Below are 14,934 nucleotides of genomic sequence, written 5' to 3'. Positions count from 1 at the left end.
ATGGCCGGCCGGTGCGTTATGACCGGCTGCCTCGCGGCCGGGGACGCGCTGATCGCCTACGTTCTGAAGGTCGGCGAGGACGGCATGCACATTCTGCGGGCCGTCTACCAGGATGACGCGCCGCCCGGACTGCGGGAGCTGCCCGCCGTGCAGGTATTGCGGCAGGCCTGGGTTCAGCGGTACTGGTACGACGGCGATGGCCAACTGCGCCGGCGCGGACCGAAGTCCACGCGCGACCGGGCCGGCCGACGGGCAACCGGGCAGAGGAACACCGGCAAGACCAAGGCAGAGGGCCGGCCTGATCCCGCCTCGGCACGGGTGCCATGGTCCAGTGTGGAGATCGTGACCCCGCATGATCCCGAGGCCCGTTACAGCCAGAAGGTCACAGCAGCCGGACAGCGCGACTGGATCGGCTACCGCGGCCACCAGAGTGAAACCTGTGACCGCCCCGGCCCGAACGTGACCGTGCAGGTCGTAACCCGGCCGGCACCGGAACAGGACATCGATGCTCTCGACCGCATCCACCAGGGCCTGACCGAGCAGGGCTTCCAGCCGGCAGAGCACGTCCTCGACGGCGGCTACATCACTCCGGACAGCATCCACCGCACCGGACAACGGTGGGACATCGGACTGCTCGATCCGGTCCGCGACGATCCCCGTGCCTGTCAACGGCCCGGTTTTGCCAAAGAGGACTTCCGCATCGACTGGCAGGCCCGCACCCTGACCTGTCCGCGCGGTGTGACCAGCCCGCCGTGGAAATCCACCCTCGGCGATGGACACCCCCGGCTGCCGGTTCTCTCCCCCCGCAAAGCCCGCAGAGAGTGCGAGGACAGGCATACATGCACCGGCAACGTCGACCGCAAAGGACGCCACATCCTCCTTCTGCCAGAGCCCCAGCAGAAGATCCAGACGAAGGTCCGGACGAAACAGAAAACCGATCAGCGGCGTCGGCGCTTTGCCATCCGCGCGGGCTGCGAGACCACTGTCTCCCAGACCGTCCACGCTCATGGACTCCGCCACTGCCGCTGCCGAGACTTGGCCACGGCTCATGTCCAGCACGTGCTGACGGCCGCCGGAGCCAACATCATCCGCCTCAGCGAGTGCTTCCCACCCGGCACAGCCCCACCCCGCGAGCCTCGACCGACGAGCCACTTCCAGCGAATCTGCCAAAGACTCACGACCTGAAGATCACCAACAGCATCCAGAAGCTGAGCCAGAACCCGTTCTCGTGAACAAGGCCAGGCGGGCGGCCCTGGATTGCCTGCGTCGTGTGGATGCTGGAGTGTCCAGGATGTCGGGAGAGACAGGATCCGCCGGGCAGTCGTGGCAGACCTTCACGGGCCATCCCGGGCGGCCCCGTCCGTCGGGGCCGCCGGCGGTGCAGGCGTATCCGCCCTCGTCCAGGCCGTCGGTGGCGCCGCATCGGGCACATGCCCGGCCGCTGAGCCGTCGGTCCTGCTCGGGCGTCATGTGGAGGAGATCCAGGACTGCGGCGCGGACGCCGCGGTATGCCGGGGAGCTTGCGGACGGCATGCCCGCGCGGGCGAGGAGTCGCCTGGAGCGCGGCATGAGCACCTTCGGTCTCGGAGCGGGGCCACCCGGCGGCGCCGCGGGGAGAATTGCTGTCGGGCTACCACGCGACGTGTCTGCCCCGGCCAGTCGGGCCCATTCCCGACATCACTCGCATGGGGGCATCAAGGTCATGCGGCTCGTGCGGCCAGGGACCGGGTGAGGGGTCTGCGGTCCTTCTTCCCGCGGATCAGGCGGCAGGTCATCAGCGTGATCGCCGCCCAGGTGATGAGCGTCCATGGAATGCTGGACGAGCCGTTCGTATTTCACCCTCTGGGAGTCGATCACGTTTGGCCACTGCCCTGGGCCCTTTTCCCGTCTCGCGGCGGATCCGGCCGCAGAGCTGGTCACGGATCTGTGCGACCACACCGGCCGCCGCCCAGCGGGCCATGAACCCCCAAACCGTCCTTCAATGCGGAAAATCCGCAGGTAAGCCCGCCACCTGCAACCCGTAACGACGTAGCGCATGGCGCCGACGATCTCGCACCGGGGGGTGTCTCTCCGGGCGGCCGCCGGTGCGGGTGTCGCACACCGGGGCCGGCAGCAGCAGCTCGATCAGGGCCCACTCGGCGTTGGTGGTGTCCGAGGAGTCACGGCAGTGACGCATGACGGTGCCCTCCCGGACAGTGCTCCGCGGGGCCGCCCGGCCGAACGGCCCCGCGCTGGTTCAGGCTGCGGCGATGAGGCCGAGGGCGGATCCGGTCAGGCGGCGCCCGTCCGGTCGACGTGCCGTAGTGCCTCGGACAGCTCGCCGGGGTCGACGAATCGGGGCCGGGTGCGGGGTGCGGGGTGCGGGGTGCTGAGCCACGCGGCGGAGACGGACCCACGCCGGCCTGTCGGCATCAGCAGCCACGATCCGGTTGTCAGGGAGCGGGTGCCGTGAGCGGTGCACCGGCGGGCGGTGCCGGCGGGGAGGTGAACGATGAGTTCCTGGCGGATGTGGGGGACGACCGGCCCAAGGACACCGGCCCCGTGCACTGGCCAGTATGGAACCGGGAGGGGAAGGGAGAGACGGTGATGAGGACCTTGCCGCACCCGCAGACCGGCCAGGGAGCCGTCGTCCTGGGCGTGCTGACGCTCACCGTGGTGGCGATGGTGGTGCTGGCCACCGCCCCGCGGGCGGACACTCCGGTCGTCGCCGGTGCCCTGGTAGGGGCGGTCGCCGCCGTGTTCGTCATGACCGCTGCCGTGCGCCACGCCCGCCGCAGGGCAGCCCGGCACGCCAGGGGCCGCCTGGTGGAGACGGTGGACGAGTCGTGGTTCACCGCCCGCACGCTGGAGGGCTTCCCCAAGGAGGCCGTCCTGGCCCGGCTGCCGGGCCAGGACTCGCCGTCCCCGGAATGCGTGTACACCGCGTGGGTCTTCGCCACCCAGGGCTACGACGCTGTCTGGATCGCTCACCACCTGGACTTGCCAGAAGACGTCACCCATCTCCTGGTCGAGGCCGCCCGGCACCGCCACTGACCCGCTCGGGCCACGTGTGTGCGCCCTCTCGCACGCCATCCCCCACACGCCGCAAGCCCTGGGCGGGAAGCAGCCGCACCACGTCCTGCCCCGCCGCAAGGGTCCCGGTCAGGCACCGCCGAGTCGGACGGCTTTGACCAGCAGGAGCAGGGCGCTGAGGATCAGGTAGCCGCGCAGGGCCATCATGCCCAGTCTGGTTCCTGCGGACCAGCGCACCGGCCGCAGCAGCGCCAGGGGCGGCATGCGCCAGGCGAGTTTCTCCGCGTGCGGCATCACGGGCACCTCCTGGACAGACTCACGGCGCCGGGCCGGGCGGAGGGCGACGGCGGCGGCGACCAGGCCCGTGACCAGCACGATCGCCAGCCAGATCGTAAGCTGGGCGACGTTGACTCCGGGGAAGAGCGTGGTGACCATCAGCGTGCCGGAGAGCATCAGCAGGACGGCGATGATGACGGTGGCGACCACGTTCAGCCAGCGGGGGTTGACCCAGGGGCCGATTACCTCGATGTCGTTGCACAGCAGGAGCAGGAACACGCTCGCGGAAGGCAGCAGCAGTCCGGCCAGCGCCTGGACGGTCTCGGTGATCAGGCCCAGTGGAGCGCCCGGGATCAGAACGACGGCGGCGGCGATCAGGACCAGCAGGCTGTAGGAGGCGTAGAACTGCTTGGCCTCGCCGAAGCGGCGGTGCAGGGAGTGGCGCAGGTTGAACACATCGCCGAAGGCGTAGCTGGTGGCCAGGGTGACGGCCGCCGCTCCGATGACGCTGGCGTCCAGCAGGACGATCGCGAACATCACACCGAGCACAGGGGCGTGGCGGCCGAGGGCGTCGGCGACTCCGGCGGCGTCGGTGAAGCGGCCGTGCGCGGCGGTGCCGCGGGTCGCGAAGTCGGCGATCATGACCAGCGCGGCGGCGCCCGCGACGACCACGAGGGAGCCGATCACGGTGTCGGTGCGCTCGTAGCCGATGAAGCGGGGGGTGATGCGCTTGTCGATCACGTTGGACTGCTGGAAGAACAGCTGCCACGGGGCGACGGTGGTGCCGACGATCGCGATGATCAGCAGGACCGCCTCACCGGTGACGCCGCCCTGGACGCCGGGCACGACGAAGTCGTGGGCGGCGCGGCCCCACCGCGGCTGGGAGAGGAAGGTCAGCGGGATCAGCAGCAGGCTGGCGCCGATGAAGGCGAACATGGCGCGCTCCCAGCGGCGGAAGGAACCGCTGGCGGCCACCGCGATCAGGGCGACGGCGGCGACGGGGACGATGACGTAGCGCGAGAGGCCGAGGTATTCGCAGGCCAGGGTGATGCCGATGAACTCGGTGACGATGGTCAGGAAGTTGAGCAGGAACAGGTCGCCGACGCTGAACCACCCCCAGAAGCGGCCGAACCGCTCGGTGATCAGGCGCGCGTGGCCGACGCCGGTGACGGCGCCCAGCCGTACGACCATCTCCTGGTTGACGATCAGGACGGGGATGAGCAGGAGCAGCACCCACAGCAGCGAGTAGCCGTAAGTCTGGCCCGCCTGCGCGTAGGTGGCGATGCCGCCCGCGTCGTTGTCACCGACCATCACGATGATGCCGGGGCCGATGACGGCCAGCAGGGTCAGCAGACGGCCCTTGAAGCCAGGACGCTCCTCGGCACGTTCACGGGGGACGCGGCCGAAAGCGCCCCGGATCTCGCCGAGGTGGGCCTCATCGAGTACGGCGCCGGTCCGTGCGGGGCGCGACGGCGGCGGCACGGGGCGGCCGCCGGTCTTCTTCGCGAGAGGCTCGCCGCGACGCTCCGGCGGTCCCGATGAGCGCTTGTCCTCCGGCGGCTTGGGAGGCTGCCCGCGCTCGGGCGGTTCCGCGGGCCGCTTGTGCTCCGCCGGGCGTCGCCGTGCCGGCCCGGCCGGGGCCTGGGGGCGGTCCGGAGGCCGGCCATGCTCCGGTCCAGGCCGGGTGGGGGGCTCCGGCCGGGCAGGCTGCGCGGGACGCTCGTGGCGCTCTGGGGGCTCGGGGCGGTCCGCTCCGCCGGCGGACCGGTCGTCTTCGCTCATGATCCGGGCGGCACCTCGTGCGGGGCATCTCCCGGGCCGGGCCGCTCCACGCGGTGAGCCGGGTGCGGTGCGGGCTCGCGCCGGCGCCAGTCCTGCGGGATGACCATGTCCAGGACATCGTCGACCGTGATGACGCCCAGAATGCGGCCCTCGCCGTCGGCCACCGCAACGGTGAGCAGGTTGTAGTCGGTCATGAGCAGGGCGACGTCCTCGACGTCCGTATCCGGCCCGGCCCGGACCGGATCACGGTCCGCCACATCCTCCAGCCGCGCGGCCGGATCGGCCTGCAGCAACTCCACCAGAGTGACCACACCGAGCAGCCGCTGCTCCTCCCCCACCAGGTACACGCTGGTCAGCGCCTCGGGCTGCAGAGTGCGGGCCTCGCCTGCCGCCCGCAGCGCCTCCGCCACGGTGCTGCCGCCCGCCATGGTCAGGACATCAAGCGCCATCAGCCCCCCTGCGCTGGAGGGGTTGAAGCCCATCAGCGTCAGCACCTTGGTGCGCTGCCCGGCGGGGAGCGCGTCCAGCACGGGCTGGCGCCGGCGCTGCGGGAGATCGTTGATGGCGTCCGCGGCGTCGTCGGCGCGCATCCGGGTGATCACCTGGGCGATCTCGGAGTCGCTGCGCTCACGCAGCAGCCGGGTCTGCGAATCCGGCTCCAGTTCCTCGAACACGTCGGCTTCGAGCTCGGGGTCGGCGTGGACGGTCTGCAGGATCTCATGCGACTCGGTGCGGCTGGCATCCTCCAGCAGATCGGCCAGGTCCGCGGGCTTGAGCCGGCCCAGGCGGGCGAACGGTCCGCGCACCCGGGCGGAGCGGGCGTGACCGATCAACGGCTCGAAAGACTTCCAGTCCCGCCAGTCCGGCCCTGCGGCACGACCCGCCAGGCCACGCCACCAGCGCGGAGGCCGCCGCGTGTCCAGACAGGTCAGCACCCATCCTTCCGGCCGCTGCTCCAGCTCGATGTCATACGCCCTCACCAGCTCCGCGTCGGCGACATCGATGACCCGGTGACCCAGCACATCCGCCCGCAGCAGCACCTCGCCCTCACGCCGCTCGAAGTGCCGCAAGTCCACCCGCGGGCTGGTCAGAGCGATCTTCTCCGCGTCCAGGACGGCGACCTGCTCGGCGGGCAGGAAGACCTCACGCCCGCCCACTCGCGCGACCAGCCCGGTGACCAGCGGATACTCCCGCCCCCGCAGCCGCACGATGACATCGGCGAGCCTTCCCACTACCTCGCCATCGCCCCCGACCACCGGCCGACGCAGCAGCTGAGCGAGATATGCGACACGTTCCACACCCTCACGCTAGACATATCCACGCCAATGAGGGCAGAAGGTGCGGCAAGGCGTCGATGTGTCGGGCGAGCCCGGCAGTCCGGTCAAGGTCGCCATCACCGTCACCATCACCATCACCGTCGCCATCACCGTCACCATCACCGTCGCCGTCACCGTCGCCGTCGCCGTCGCCGTCGCCGTCGCCGAGACGATCGCGCTGAGGCAGCACCCTGTGGAAGCGCCCGCTCTTCCGCGGAGCAGCCGTCACCCCACTCCTCGCCCCGCACCAGCCCCTCACCGACACCCGGCTCCGCACCCGCCGCCAGCCCAGAGGATCTCGCGCCCGTATGGACAAACCGGCCTTTGAAGAACTGCCGGCGAGTCTGGCCGATCTCCTCGACGCAGGTCCCCTGCTCCCTGGAGCCGTGCCGGACACCACCTCTGAAACGCAGGACCGCCATGACCGATCCGCGGACAAGGACGATCGGGACCGCGATTGCGGCCCAGCGGAAGCAGCCGTGCAACGCGGCCACGTTCCCCCGCACCTCCTGCCGGGCGCCCTCTCCCGCCAGGCCGCTCCATGGCCGCCCGACTGTCGCGTCGCACAGCGCATTCCAGACAAACCAGGCGTCGATGCCCCCCATCGGCATGCGATCACCCCACCCCGACCGCGCCGCCCGGCCGCTGCATCGTGCAGCACCTACCCGCGCCCGCCAGCACCCCCGGGCGCCACACGGGCGAAAGGTCGGTCACCGGTCGCCCGGCGACACCCCCGGGCCAGCGGCGAATCCGCCGCGGAACGGAGCCTGATGCTGATCCGGGGCCGAGTGAAGAGCCATCCATCCCTCCAGCAGCCGCTGATACGCCAGACGCCGCGGCGGCCGCGGCTCGGACCGGCCGGCCTCCCAGTTCTTCACCGTCTGCACAGTCGTCCGCAGAACCTCCGCGACACGGGCCTGCGCGACACCGGCCGCCTCCCGCAGCCGGGCCCGCTCTTCGGGCGGCGGCATCTGCGGCTCCCCCTCCAGCAGCGCGTCAACCGCGTCGAACAGCTCATCCTCGACCTGGACGCCGATCTTGCTCCTGACCTGGTGCAACGCGACTTCACGGCGCCCGCGCCGAACCGATTGTGGGTCACCGACCTGACCATGGCCCCCACCACAGAGAGCCCCCTGTGACTGTCGGCCATCCGCGACGCGCTCTCCCACAGGGTCGTGGCCTGGGAGACCTCCGCCCACACGGACGCCGACCTGGTCCTGTCGCCGCTGGAGTACGCCCTGGCCAGCCGCGAGATCGCCCCCGGCGAACTCGTCCACCACGCCGACCACCGCACGCAATACACCTCCATCAAGCTCACGACACGCCTGGTCAAAGCAGGAATCCAGGCATCCATGGGCTCGGCCGGCGACTCGTTCGACAACGCCCCGGCGGAGAACCTGTGAATACTGGTCAAAACCGAGTGCATCCACAGCCGCACCTTCGCCACCAGGGCCGAGGCGAACCTCGCTCTCTTCGAGTACCTCGACGGCCTCTACAACCCCCGCCGCATCCAGAAACGGCTCGGCTACTGCTGTGACCGTACAGGTTCGCCGGGTCGGTGGTCGTGGCGGTTGGATGTGTGGTGATGTCCGTTCCGACCGCTGGAGGTGCGGTGGCCGAGCCTGTCCGTGTGCGCTGACCGACCAGGAGGGGCAGAAGCTGCAGCAGATCGTGCGCCGGGGCAGCATGAGTTCGGTGCGCTACCGGCGGGCGATGCTGCTGCTTGCCTCGGCGGGCGGCAACCGGGTGCCGGTGATTGCCCAGCTGGTGCAGGCCGGCGAGGACACCGTCCGGGATGTGATCCACCGGTTCAACGAGATCGGCCTGGCCTGCCTGGACCCTAATTCCTTGTTAACAGCTCCAGTAGCGGGGACCACACTCGCGCCGGACTGAGGGCTGCGACGCCTTTCCGGACCCTGGCCGTTGAGGCCTCCACAGGGGAGCGGTGTGGGCCCCGATGTTCATGGTGGTGGTCGCGTGGGCTGTCGGACGGACGCCTCAAGAGGCCCTGGCCTCGACGTCTCACAACAGAGCGGTGGCGTTCGGCGTCCTCGCGGCCACCACCGCAAGGCGAGGCGTTGCCGCTCGTGGGCGCCGGGCGAACGCCTGTGCTCTACCTGGCCACGATGCCTCCGTGCAGAGCGGCGATGCCCGGCGCCGTCGAGCGTCAACGCCCTTTGCCTTGACGACTCGTTGGTGCTGGTGGTGCGAGCCGACCACACGGTGACCTCTCGATACGCCCGAGCCGTCCGAGCTCCCGCACAGACCGGGGGCGGGTCTCAGACGAGGCGCTTGCGGCCCCAGAAGAAGAGGAACGCCGTGACGGCGGCCGTCAGGGCCAGCAGGATCGACGCGCCGAACCACTGCAGGCCGTTCATCTGGGAGATCGGCAGGTAGTCGACCGACCAGCCCACGACATCGGCCTTCTTCATGCACAGCTCATGCGCCTGTTCCGTCTGTACTTCATTACAGGTGCCCCAGCCGAGGAGTTTCCCGTCGCTGGTGATGTACGGGGGGTTCGACCAGTTCACCTGGTGCGCGCCTGGGGGCAACGTCGGCATCACGTGCTGGAACGTGACGCCCTTGTTCGTCGTGATCGTGACGACGTTGGCGAGCGACAGCAGGAAGTGGGCCAGGAAGTGGGACCAGACAATCTGGACGACGACGGTGAAACCGAGGGTGACCACCATGGCCACCAGCGTGCGGCGCAGCACCACGCCGATCGCCACCCCGCCGAAGACGGAGAAGAGGGCGAGGGCGACGGGCATGGGTCCCGTGTTGTTGAAGGTGGGTCCGGAGGTCCACTCCCAGGCCGTGGACTCGTCGTAGAGGGTCCACCACCACCCGAACGCGACCGACAGCGCGACCGTGCTCACCACGACCACCAGCGCGGTCAGGGCCAGTTTCGTGGTCAGCCAGCGGGTCCGGCTCATGGACTGGGTGACGACCAGCTTGGCGGTGCCGTTCTCCAGGTCGCCGGTGAACAGCGGGGCACCGAGGAGGACACCGAGCAGGATCGGCATCAGCCGGAGTCCCGTGGACGTGGGATCGTACCCGGCGGTATGCAGCTGGGAGCGCTGGAAGACGATGAACGCCACGGCGAGCGCGGAGGCGCCGAGGATGGTCCAGAACACGGCCCGGTGCTGGCGCCAGACCAGCCAGGTCATGCCGCTGAGGGGCTGGCGGAGCTGAGGGAGTCGGCCGGTGCCGGTGGTGCCCGGGGCCCCGGACTTGGTCGTCGTCGAGGTGCTGGTGAGAGAGCTCATGCTGCCACCGTCCGGGTGTTGTACGCCTGGTCCTGGTCCTGGGCCTGGGCGGTGGGGGTGATCAGAGGGAGCGCGTCGGGTGAGCGGAGATAGGCGAGCAGGAGTTCTTCCATGCTCGGCTTGTCCGTCTCCCAGGGGCCGGTGGCCGGGCTATCGGGGCGGATCAGGGCGGTGAACTGCCGTCCGCTGATCCGGGACTCGACGAGGGGGTGGTGCGCGAGGGAGGCGGGCAGGTCCTCGCCCTCCTTGGCGCCGGTGACCATGGTGTGTACGGACAGCAGCTCGTCCACGTCACCGGCGAGGCGTACTCCGCCGCCGGAGAGGACGACGAGGTAGTCGCACACGTTCTCCAGTTCGGCCAGGACGTGGGTGGACATCAGGACGGTGGTGCCGTGCTCGGCAGCCTCGGCGAGGAGGGTGCCTGTCAGTTCTTTACGCGCGACCGGGTCGAGGTCCGACATCGGCTCGTCGAGCAGCAGCAGGTCGGGCCGCTTGCCGAGGGCGAGGGCGAGGGCGACGCGGGTGCGCTGGCCGCCGGAGAGGGTGCCGATCTTCGCGTCGAAGGGCACATCGCCCGCGCGGACGATGTCCTCGGCGGTGCGCTGGTCCCAGCCCGGGTTCAGTTCCTGCCCCAGCCTCAGGGTCTCCGCCACGCTGAACCCGCGGAACAGGGGCTTCTCCTGGGTGAGGAACGAGGTGCGCCCCGAGTCCACCGAGCCCGGTGCCGCGCCGAACACACTGAGCGTGCCCTCCGTCGGTTCCAGTACGTGGGCCATGATGCTCAGCAGCGTGGTCTTGCCCGCCCCGTTGGGACCGACCAGCCCGCAGATCCGTCCCGCCGGGAGCCGGAAGGAACAGTCCTTCAGTGCCCATCCCCGCCGGTAGCGCATCCCCAGGCCGTGCGCCTCAAGCGCCGAGTCCCCCGCGTACATACCGTTACTCACCAGTGCTCCTAGTTGTCGTGGCCGCCGTCTCCGTACCGGCGGCGTACTGCTTCTCCATGGCCGAGGCGACCAGCGCGGCCACGTCCTCCTGCTCCAGGCCCGCCTCGGCCGCCCGGGACACCCACGCCACCAGCTCCCCGTACAGCGGTGAGTCGGTGCTTGCCGAGGGGCGGGCCAGTGTGCGGCGTACGAACGTGCCCTTGCCGGGTCGCGGTTCGACCAGGCCCTCACGCTCCAGCTCGCGGTACGCCTTGAGGGTGGTGTTCGGGTTGACCGCGCTGACCTCGGCGACGTCCTTGGCGGTCGGCAGCCGGTCGCCCGGCACCAGTACGCCCAGCCGCAGAGCCTGCTTGGTCTGCTGCACGATCTGCTGGAAGGCGGGGACTCCGTTCCGCCTGTCGATGCGGAACTCCATGACTACCACCACCATTTCACTACTTGATTAGCGGAATGATGATGGAGGGGGGCGCGGGTGGTTGTCAACGGCAATCGGAGGGGCTTCCTGGGCAGGATTTCGGCCGCCGGTCGCGGCCTCCGTCACGTCGGCGTCCACTTCGACGCCGTATGCGTCGCGAGGGTGCGCGCGTTGACCTGGCCGTTGAAGCAGAAGTCGGCGCTGGCGCCCGAAGTGCCGTTCGTGGAGCCGGGGTTGCTGCAGGATTGCTGCGCGAGGTGGTGGGTCGCGTGATCGGTGCTGTACGGTGATCGCGACATCACACTCCGTACGCGATCGTTTATGGAACGGTCCCGGGAAGTGCGGGAACACCGACCGAGGACCTTCACCACCGAGTGGACCTCTGGTGCTCTGACCGCATAGGTTCGCCGGCTTGTTCAGGCCGCAGCGACGAGGGAGCGTCCGCCCCAGCGGATGCCTTTCTCGCTGCGGATGCGGGCGCGTTCTTTACGTTCGGCGGCCAGGACGTCGGGGTGGCGGGTGTTGGCGTTGCGCCAGCGCAGGTAGGCGTGCAACGCCCGGGTCTGCACGGTGTGGTTGGGGTGGTGGGAGTTGGCGGATGGTGAACTGCCTCAGTGGCCCGAAGTGGGCTTCGATCGGGTTGGCCCAAGAGGCGTAGGTCGGGGTGAAGCACAACTCGACCTTGTTCTTCTTCGCCCAGCCGCGGATGTCGGTGCCCTTGTGGGCGGACAGGTTGTCGAGGATGACGTAGATCGGTGCACCGTCCGGGCGGGCGGCACGGATCGATTTCAGCGCGGCCAGCGTGTTCGCGGCACCTTTCCTGCGGTGGTTGACGCCCCACAGACGGTCGTCGCCGACCGAGTGGCATCCGTGGAAGTAGCGCACCCCGTGGGTGCGGTGGTAGGTGGCCGGCACCCGGTCGGGATGCTTCCGCGTGGCCCAGCCGGATCCTGCGGTGGGCCGGATGCCGAGCGGGCCGAACTCGTCGAAGGCGAACGCCCGGTCCGGGAAGCGGTCGAGTACCTCCTCGATCCGGTCCAGCTTCGCCTCGCGTTCCGGGTCGGGGGACTCCTTCCAGGTCTTGGTGCGCTGGAAGGTGACACCGCGGCGGGCGAGCAGGACGCGTAACGTCTCGCGGCCGATGCGGATCACCCGGCCGTGGACTTTCCGCAGGTAGGCGACGAGTTTGCGCAGTGACCAGCGGGTGAAAGGCTGGCCGAGCTTGGTGGGGCGGGTAGTGGCCATCTGAACGACGAAGCCCTCGTCATCAGGGCTGAGTTGGCGGGGACGGCCTCCCGCCCATCGAGGGTCCAGGCAGGCAAGACCGATCTCGTTGAACCGGTGGATCACGTCCCGGACGGTGTCCTCGTCGGCCTGCACCAGCTGCGCGATCACTGGCACCCGGTTCCCGCCGGCCGAGGCCAGCAGCATCATCGCACGCCGGTAGCGCACCGAACTCGTGCTGCCCCGGCGCACGATCCGCAGCAGCTGCTGCCCCTCCTGGTCAGTCAGTCTGCGCACACGGACAGGCTCGGCCACCGCACCTCCAGCGGTCGGATCGGACGTCACCCCACATCCAACCGCCACCCCGGCGAACCTATGCGGTCAGAGCACTACCTCAGCCCGATCGAGTTCGAGGAGAAGCACTACGCCGACCAGACAACGGCCGAACCAGTGAACCTGAAAGCACATCAACCCGCCCTGACCAGCTAATCAGCCACACCCGCACAGCGGGGGAACCTCATCGGCCTGGCCGATCACTGCGGTCCGCACTCGCCGTTTGTCCAGGGCCATACACCCTCCAGCAGTACTGCGACGGGATCCGCCTCCGGCCGGCGTCGGGCACAATGCCAGGCCAGGCGCCTGACTGATTGACGATATCTCCCGCCACCGACAACGCCGGGGCCACTGAGACACCGCGACGCCACCGCCCGGCATCGGGCCAGAGGTAACGGGGATCCGCAGCTGTGCCGCCGCAGATCTCCCCGGCGCCGCCGCCGCGACCGAGCAGAACCACCGCTGTTTCCGATCGAACCCGAACGGCGCGGACGCGGTCGCCGCCGCCGGTGAAGGACGCTCCACAGCCTTACCGGTTGACCGCAGAGAGAGCCGCAAGGTACAGGGTGAGGCAGGCGGCGAAGGTGGCGCCGCCGCGGGTGAAGGCTGCTGGGACTGTCGCACCGTCCCAGCGGGTCAGGGCGAAGGATATGGCCGCGGCGATGGTGGAGAACAAGGCTGCCACGGCCAGGACGAGGAGTAAGCATGTAGCGCCGAGTGAGCACACGCGGCTGCGGTCTCGGCTGAAGGGCAGCGAAGTCGGCGTGTGCCCTCTCGGCTGCCTCCGGGTACGCCTGGGTCTTCCCGTGCTCGGCGAGCGCCCGGCAGATGCTCGCGGCCGAAGGGTTCTGTTCCTTGCGCTTGCCGGTGGGGGTGATCACGTCGGGCTGGATCTGCTCGACGGACTCGCCGAGCACCTTGCGCCGGAGCACGGTGTGCAGCATGCCGTCGGTGATGACCGGGGGCCGGCCGCCGTACTTGCCCTTGCGGACCGCGGTCTCCAGCCCTTCCAGGATCGATTCGCGGATGTTTCCCGCTCCGTCTCCGCCATCGCGGCGAAGAAGCCGAACAGCAGCTTGCCGGACCGGTGGGGTCGTAGATGCCGGGCAGCGGTCCGGCGAGCATCTCCAGGACCAGGCCGTGCCCGGTCAGACGGTCCGCGAGGGCGGTGAGCCCTGCCGCGTCCCGTCCGAGTCCCTTCAATCCCGAACACAGTGAAGATGACCCGCGGTGCGGGGCACGCGCCTTGACCACGCGGGCGGTCCTCAGCGCCCCCTCGAACCGCGGGCGGACCTTGATCCAGGTGCTGATCTTCCCCTGAAGGCGTCCGCACCTGCTACGGCGTGCCGGCGAGCCTGCCCATCACGACGTACATCTGCTGCGAGGTCAGCGGGGCGACAGAAAGCGGCGCTTGCGCTGTTTCCGTGTTCAGTCCGTCAAGCAGGAAGCCGACTTGGCGACGCCAGGTGTCAGGCTCGGTGTCCGCGACTGCGCCAGCGAGCAGGGCGTTGACGCAGAAGAAGACCAGGAGGTCCTCGGCGGTGAAATCCGGGCGGATGGCGCCGGCCAACTGGGCTCGCTCGATGATCCGCGTGGCGGCGTCCCGCGCTTGGGCACAGATGGCCATCAGGCACTCGGCAGCCGGATAGCGTCCACTGACGACGTCGGCGACCGCGGGATCGGTGGCCTGCAGTTCACAGACCTTCTCGACGTAATACGCGAACCCCTCCCGGGCCTCCTCGAAGGAGAGGGCGTGCTCGGCGGTTTCGTCGAGACGGTCCGCGGCCAGGCCGGTCACCACTTCGTCGATGAGCGCCTCGCGGGTGCCGAAGAGGTTGTAGAGGGTGCCGTGACTGACACCGGCCCGGCGGGCGATCTCTTCCAGGGGCACCTTGAGGCCACGCTCCTGGAAGAGCTCGGCCGCGGCTGCCCGCAGTTTCTCCGCGTTCCGTTGCGCGTCGGCCCGCATCCGGTCATCCCTCCCGGTTCTGGCCTTGCGGCCTTCATGGTCGCACTTCCCCAGCAGAACAACTTGACCCCTGGGCCACGTTGAACGTTACCTTCGACCGGAAAATTGACCCAAGGGCCAAGAACACTGCTGTGGCAAGGAGCGGTCCTATATCCAAAGTGATCGACGTTCTCGGTGCCGGTACCGGTCTGGGTGTGTCCATGGCCCACCGCTTCGGACGCGAAGGTTTCCGGGTCCCCCTGGTCACCCGCCGCAAGGACCGGCTGGACGCCCTTGTCGAGGTGCTCGCCGGCGAACGCATCGAGGCGGTCGCGTTCTCCGCCGATCTTTCCAGGCCCCCTGAGGCGCCCGCTCCCGTCGAGGCGATCCGTGGCCGTTCCGGCCGGACCGACGTGGT

The 14,934-nt window shown here is 69.6% G+C and carries 14 protein-coding genes and 3 pseudogenes; 7 read left to right on the top strand and 10 right to left on the bottom strand.

Translation table 11 applies throughout. The features are described from left to right. Window positions 1-18: 18 nt before the first annotated feature. Window positions 19-1,185 (top strand): transposase, encoded by a 1,167-nt coding sequence (locus tag NP777_RS43890; protein WP_256655795.1) that lies wholly within the window; start codon window positions 19-21, stop codon window positions 1,183-1,185. Window positions 1,186-1,833: 648 nt separating this feature from the next. Here the strand turns inward: NP777_RS43890 and NP777_RS43885 are convergent. Beyond that, window positions 1,834-2,176 (bottom strand): annotated as a pseudogene (locus NP777_RS43885) (transposase); the annotation flags it as partial. A 272-nt stretch (window positions 2,177-2,448) separates the two neighbouring features. Between NP777_RS43885 and NP777_RS43880 the strand changes: the two are divergent. Further along, on the top strand, window positions 2,449-3,033 hold the full coding sequence (locus tag NP777_RS43880) for a hypothetical protein (RefSeq protein ID WP_256655794.1): 585 nt from the start codon (window positions 2,449-2,451) through the stop codon (window positions 3,031-3,033). Window positions 3,034-3,141: 108 nt separating this feature from the next. On the opposite strand, the gene NP777_RS43875 is transcribed toward NP777_RS43880, so the two are convergent. Both NP777_RS43875 and NP777_RS48340 read right to left on the bottom strand, forming a co-directional pair. Then, window positions 3,142-4,770 carry an NRAMP family divalent metal transporter gene (locus NP777_RS43875; protein WP_256655793.1) on the bottom strand — a complete coding sequence of 543 codons (1,629 nt, stop codon included), beginning with the start codon at window positions 4,768-4,770 and terminating at the stop codon, window positions 3,142-3,144. Between the two features lie 296 nt (window positions 4,771-5,066). Then, window positions 5,067-6,368 (bottom strand): magnesium transporter MgtE N-terminal domain-containing protein, encoded by a 1,302-nt coding sequence (locus NP777_RS48340; RefSeq protein ID WP_256655792.1) that lies wholly within the window; start codon window positions 6,366-6,368, stop codon window positions 5,067-5,069. Window positions 6,369-6,408: 40 nt separating this feature from the next. Between NP777_RS48340 and NP777_RS43865 the strand changes: the two genes are divergently transcribed. Then, window positions 6,409-6,714, top strand: a complete 306-nt coding sequence (locus NP777_RS43865) for a hypothetical protein (RefSeq protein ID WP_256655791.1) — start codon at window positions 6,409-6,411, stop codon at window positions 6,712-6,714. Window positions 6,715-7,096: 382 nt separating this feature from the next. Here the strand turns inward: NP777_RS43865 and NP777_RS43860 are convergent, their stop codons facing one another. Continuing rightward, the gene (locus NP777_RS43860; RefSeq protein ID WP_256655790.1) at window positions 7,097-7,444 is read right to left on the bottom strand and encodes a helix-turn-helix domain-containing protein; all 348 of its coding nucleotides are present in this window, start codon (window positions 7,442-7,444) and stop codon (window positions 7,097-7,099) included. Between the two features lie 81 nt (window positions 7,445-7,525). On the opposite strand from NP777_RS43860, the gene NP777_RS43855 reads away from it, so the two are divergent. The 3 genes and pseudogenes from NP777_RS43855 to NP777_RS43850 form a co-directional block, all read left to right on the top strand. Further along, window positions 7,526-7,789, top strand: coding sequence for a DDE-type integrase/transposase/recombinase (locus NP777_RS43855; RefSeq protein ID WP_391858695.1), 264 nt, complete (start codon window positions 7,526-7,528; stop codon window positions 7,787-7,789). Next, window positions 7,790-7,972 (top strand): IS3 family transposase, encoded by a 183-nt coding sequence (locus tag NP777_RS48770; RefSeq protein ID WP_391858694.1) that lies wholly within the window; start codon window positions 7,790-7,792, stop codon window positions 7,970-7,972. A gap of 26 nt (window positions 7,973-7,998) precedes the next feature. Then, a pseudogene (locus NP777_RS43850) lies at window positions 7,999-8,228 on the top strand (helix-turn-helix domain-containing protein); the annotation flags it as partial. A 437-nt stretch (window positions 8,229-8,665) separates the two neighbouring features. Here the strand turns inward: NP777_RS43850 and NP777_RS43845 are convergent. From NP777_RS43845 to NP777_RS43820, 6 genes and pseudogenes are all read right to left on the bottom strand, one after another. Then, entirely contained in the window at window positions 8,666-9,652 is a 987-nt protein-coding gene (locus NP777_RS43845) for an ABC transporter permease (RefSeq protein ID WP_256655788.1), read from the bottom strand. Beyond that, the gene (locus NP777_RS43840; RefSeq protein WP_256655813.1) at window positions 9,649-10,584 is read right to left on the bottom strand and encodes an ABC transporter ATP-binding protein; all 936 of its coding nucleotides are present in this window, start codon (window positions 10,582-10,584) and stop codon (window positions 9,649-9,651) included. Before NP777_RS43840 ends, NP777_RS43845 begins: the two co-directional genes overlap by 4 nt. A gap of 4 nt (window positions 10,585-10,588) precedes the next feature. Next, entirely contained in the window at window positions 10,589-11,026 is a 438-nt protein-coding gene (locus NP777_RS43835) for a GntR family transcriptional regulator (protein WP_059147006.1), read from the bottom strand. Between the two features lie 107 nt (window positions 11,027-11,133). Further along, window positions 11,134-11,310 carry a hypothetical protein gene (locus tag NP777_RS43830; RefSeq protein ID WP_256655787.1) on the bottom strand — a complete coding sequence of 59 codons (177 nt, stop codon included), beginning with the start codon at window positions 11,308-11,310 and terminating at the stop codon, window positions 11,134-11,136. A gap of 117 nt (window positions 11,311-11,427) precedes the next feature. Further along, window positions 11,428-12,550, bottom strand: a pseudogene (locus NP777_RS43825) (IS630 family transposase). A 1,354-nt stretch (window positions 12,551-13,904) separates the two neighbouring features. Then, a complete protein-coding gene (locus NP777_RS43820) occupies window positions 13,905-14,537 on the bottom strand; it encodes a TetR/AcrR family transcriptional regulator (protein WP_256655786.1) in 633 nt (210 codons plus the stop codon). Window positions 14,538-14,695: 158 nt separating this feature from the next. On the opposite strand from NP777_RS43820, the gene NP777_RS43815 reads away from it, so the two are divergent. Then, window positions 14,696-14,934: SDR family NAD(P)-dependent oxidoreductase (locus NP777_RS43815; protein ID WP_391858692.1), on the top strand; the 239-nt coding region annotated here is incomplete at its 3' end.

The organism is Streptomyces rugosispiralis, assembly GCF_024505145.1.
GTDB lineage: Bacteria > Actinomycetota > Actinomycetes > Streptomycetales > Streptomycetaceae > Streptomyces > Streptomyces rugosispiralis.
Note: the sequence above shows the minus strand (reverse complement) of the source record. Positions and strands in the feature narration are given on the sequence as shown.

What these genes read in the sequence shown, in the direction of transcription:
- NP777_RS43890 (WP_256655795.1), top strand. Translation starts at nt 19, where the DNA reads ATGACCGGCTGCCTCGCGGCCGGGGACGCGCTGATCGCCTACGTTCTG.
- NP777_RS43845 (WP_256655788.1), bottom strand. Translation starts at nt 9,652, where the DNA reads ATGAGCTCTCTCACCAGCACCTCGACGACGACCAAGTCCGGGGCCCCG.
- NP777_RS43840 (WP_256655813.1), bottom strand. Translation starts at nt 10,584, where the DNA reads ATGTACGCGGGGGACTCGGCGCTTGAGGCGCACGGCCTGGGGATGCGC.
- NP777_RS43835 (WP_059147006.1), bottom strand. Translation starts at nt 11,026, where the DNA reads ATGGTGGTGGTAGTCATGGAGTTCCGCATCGACAGGCGGAACGGAGTC.
- NP777_RS43830 (WP_256655787.1), bottom strand. Translation starts at nt 11,310, where the DNA reads ATGTCGCGATCACCGTACAGCACCGATCACGCGACCCACCACCTCGCG.
- NP777_RS43820 (WP_256655786.1), bottom strand. Translation starts at nt 14,537, where the DNA reads ATGCGGGCCGACGCGCAACGGAACGCGGAGAAACTGCGGGCAGCCGCG.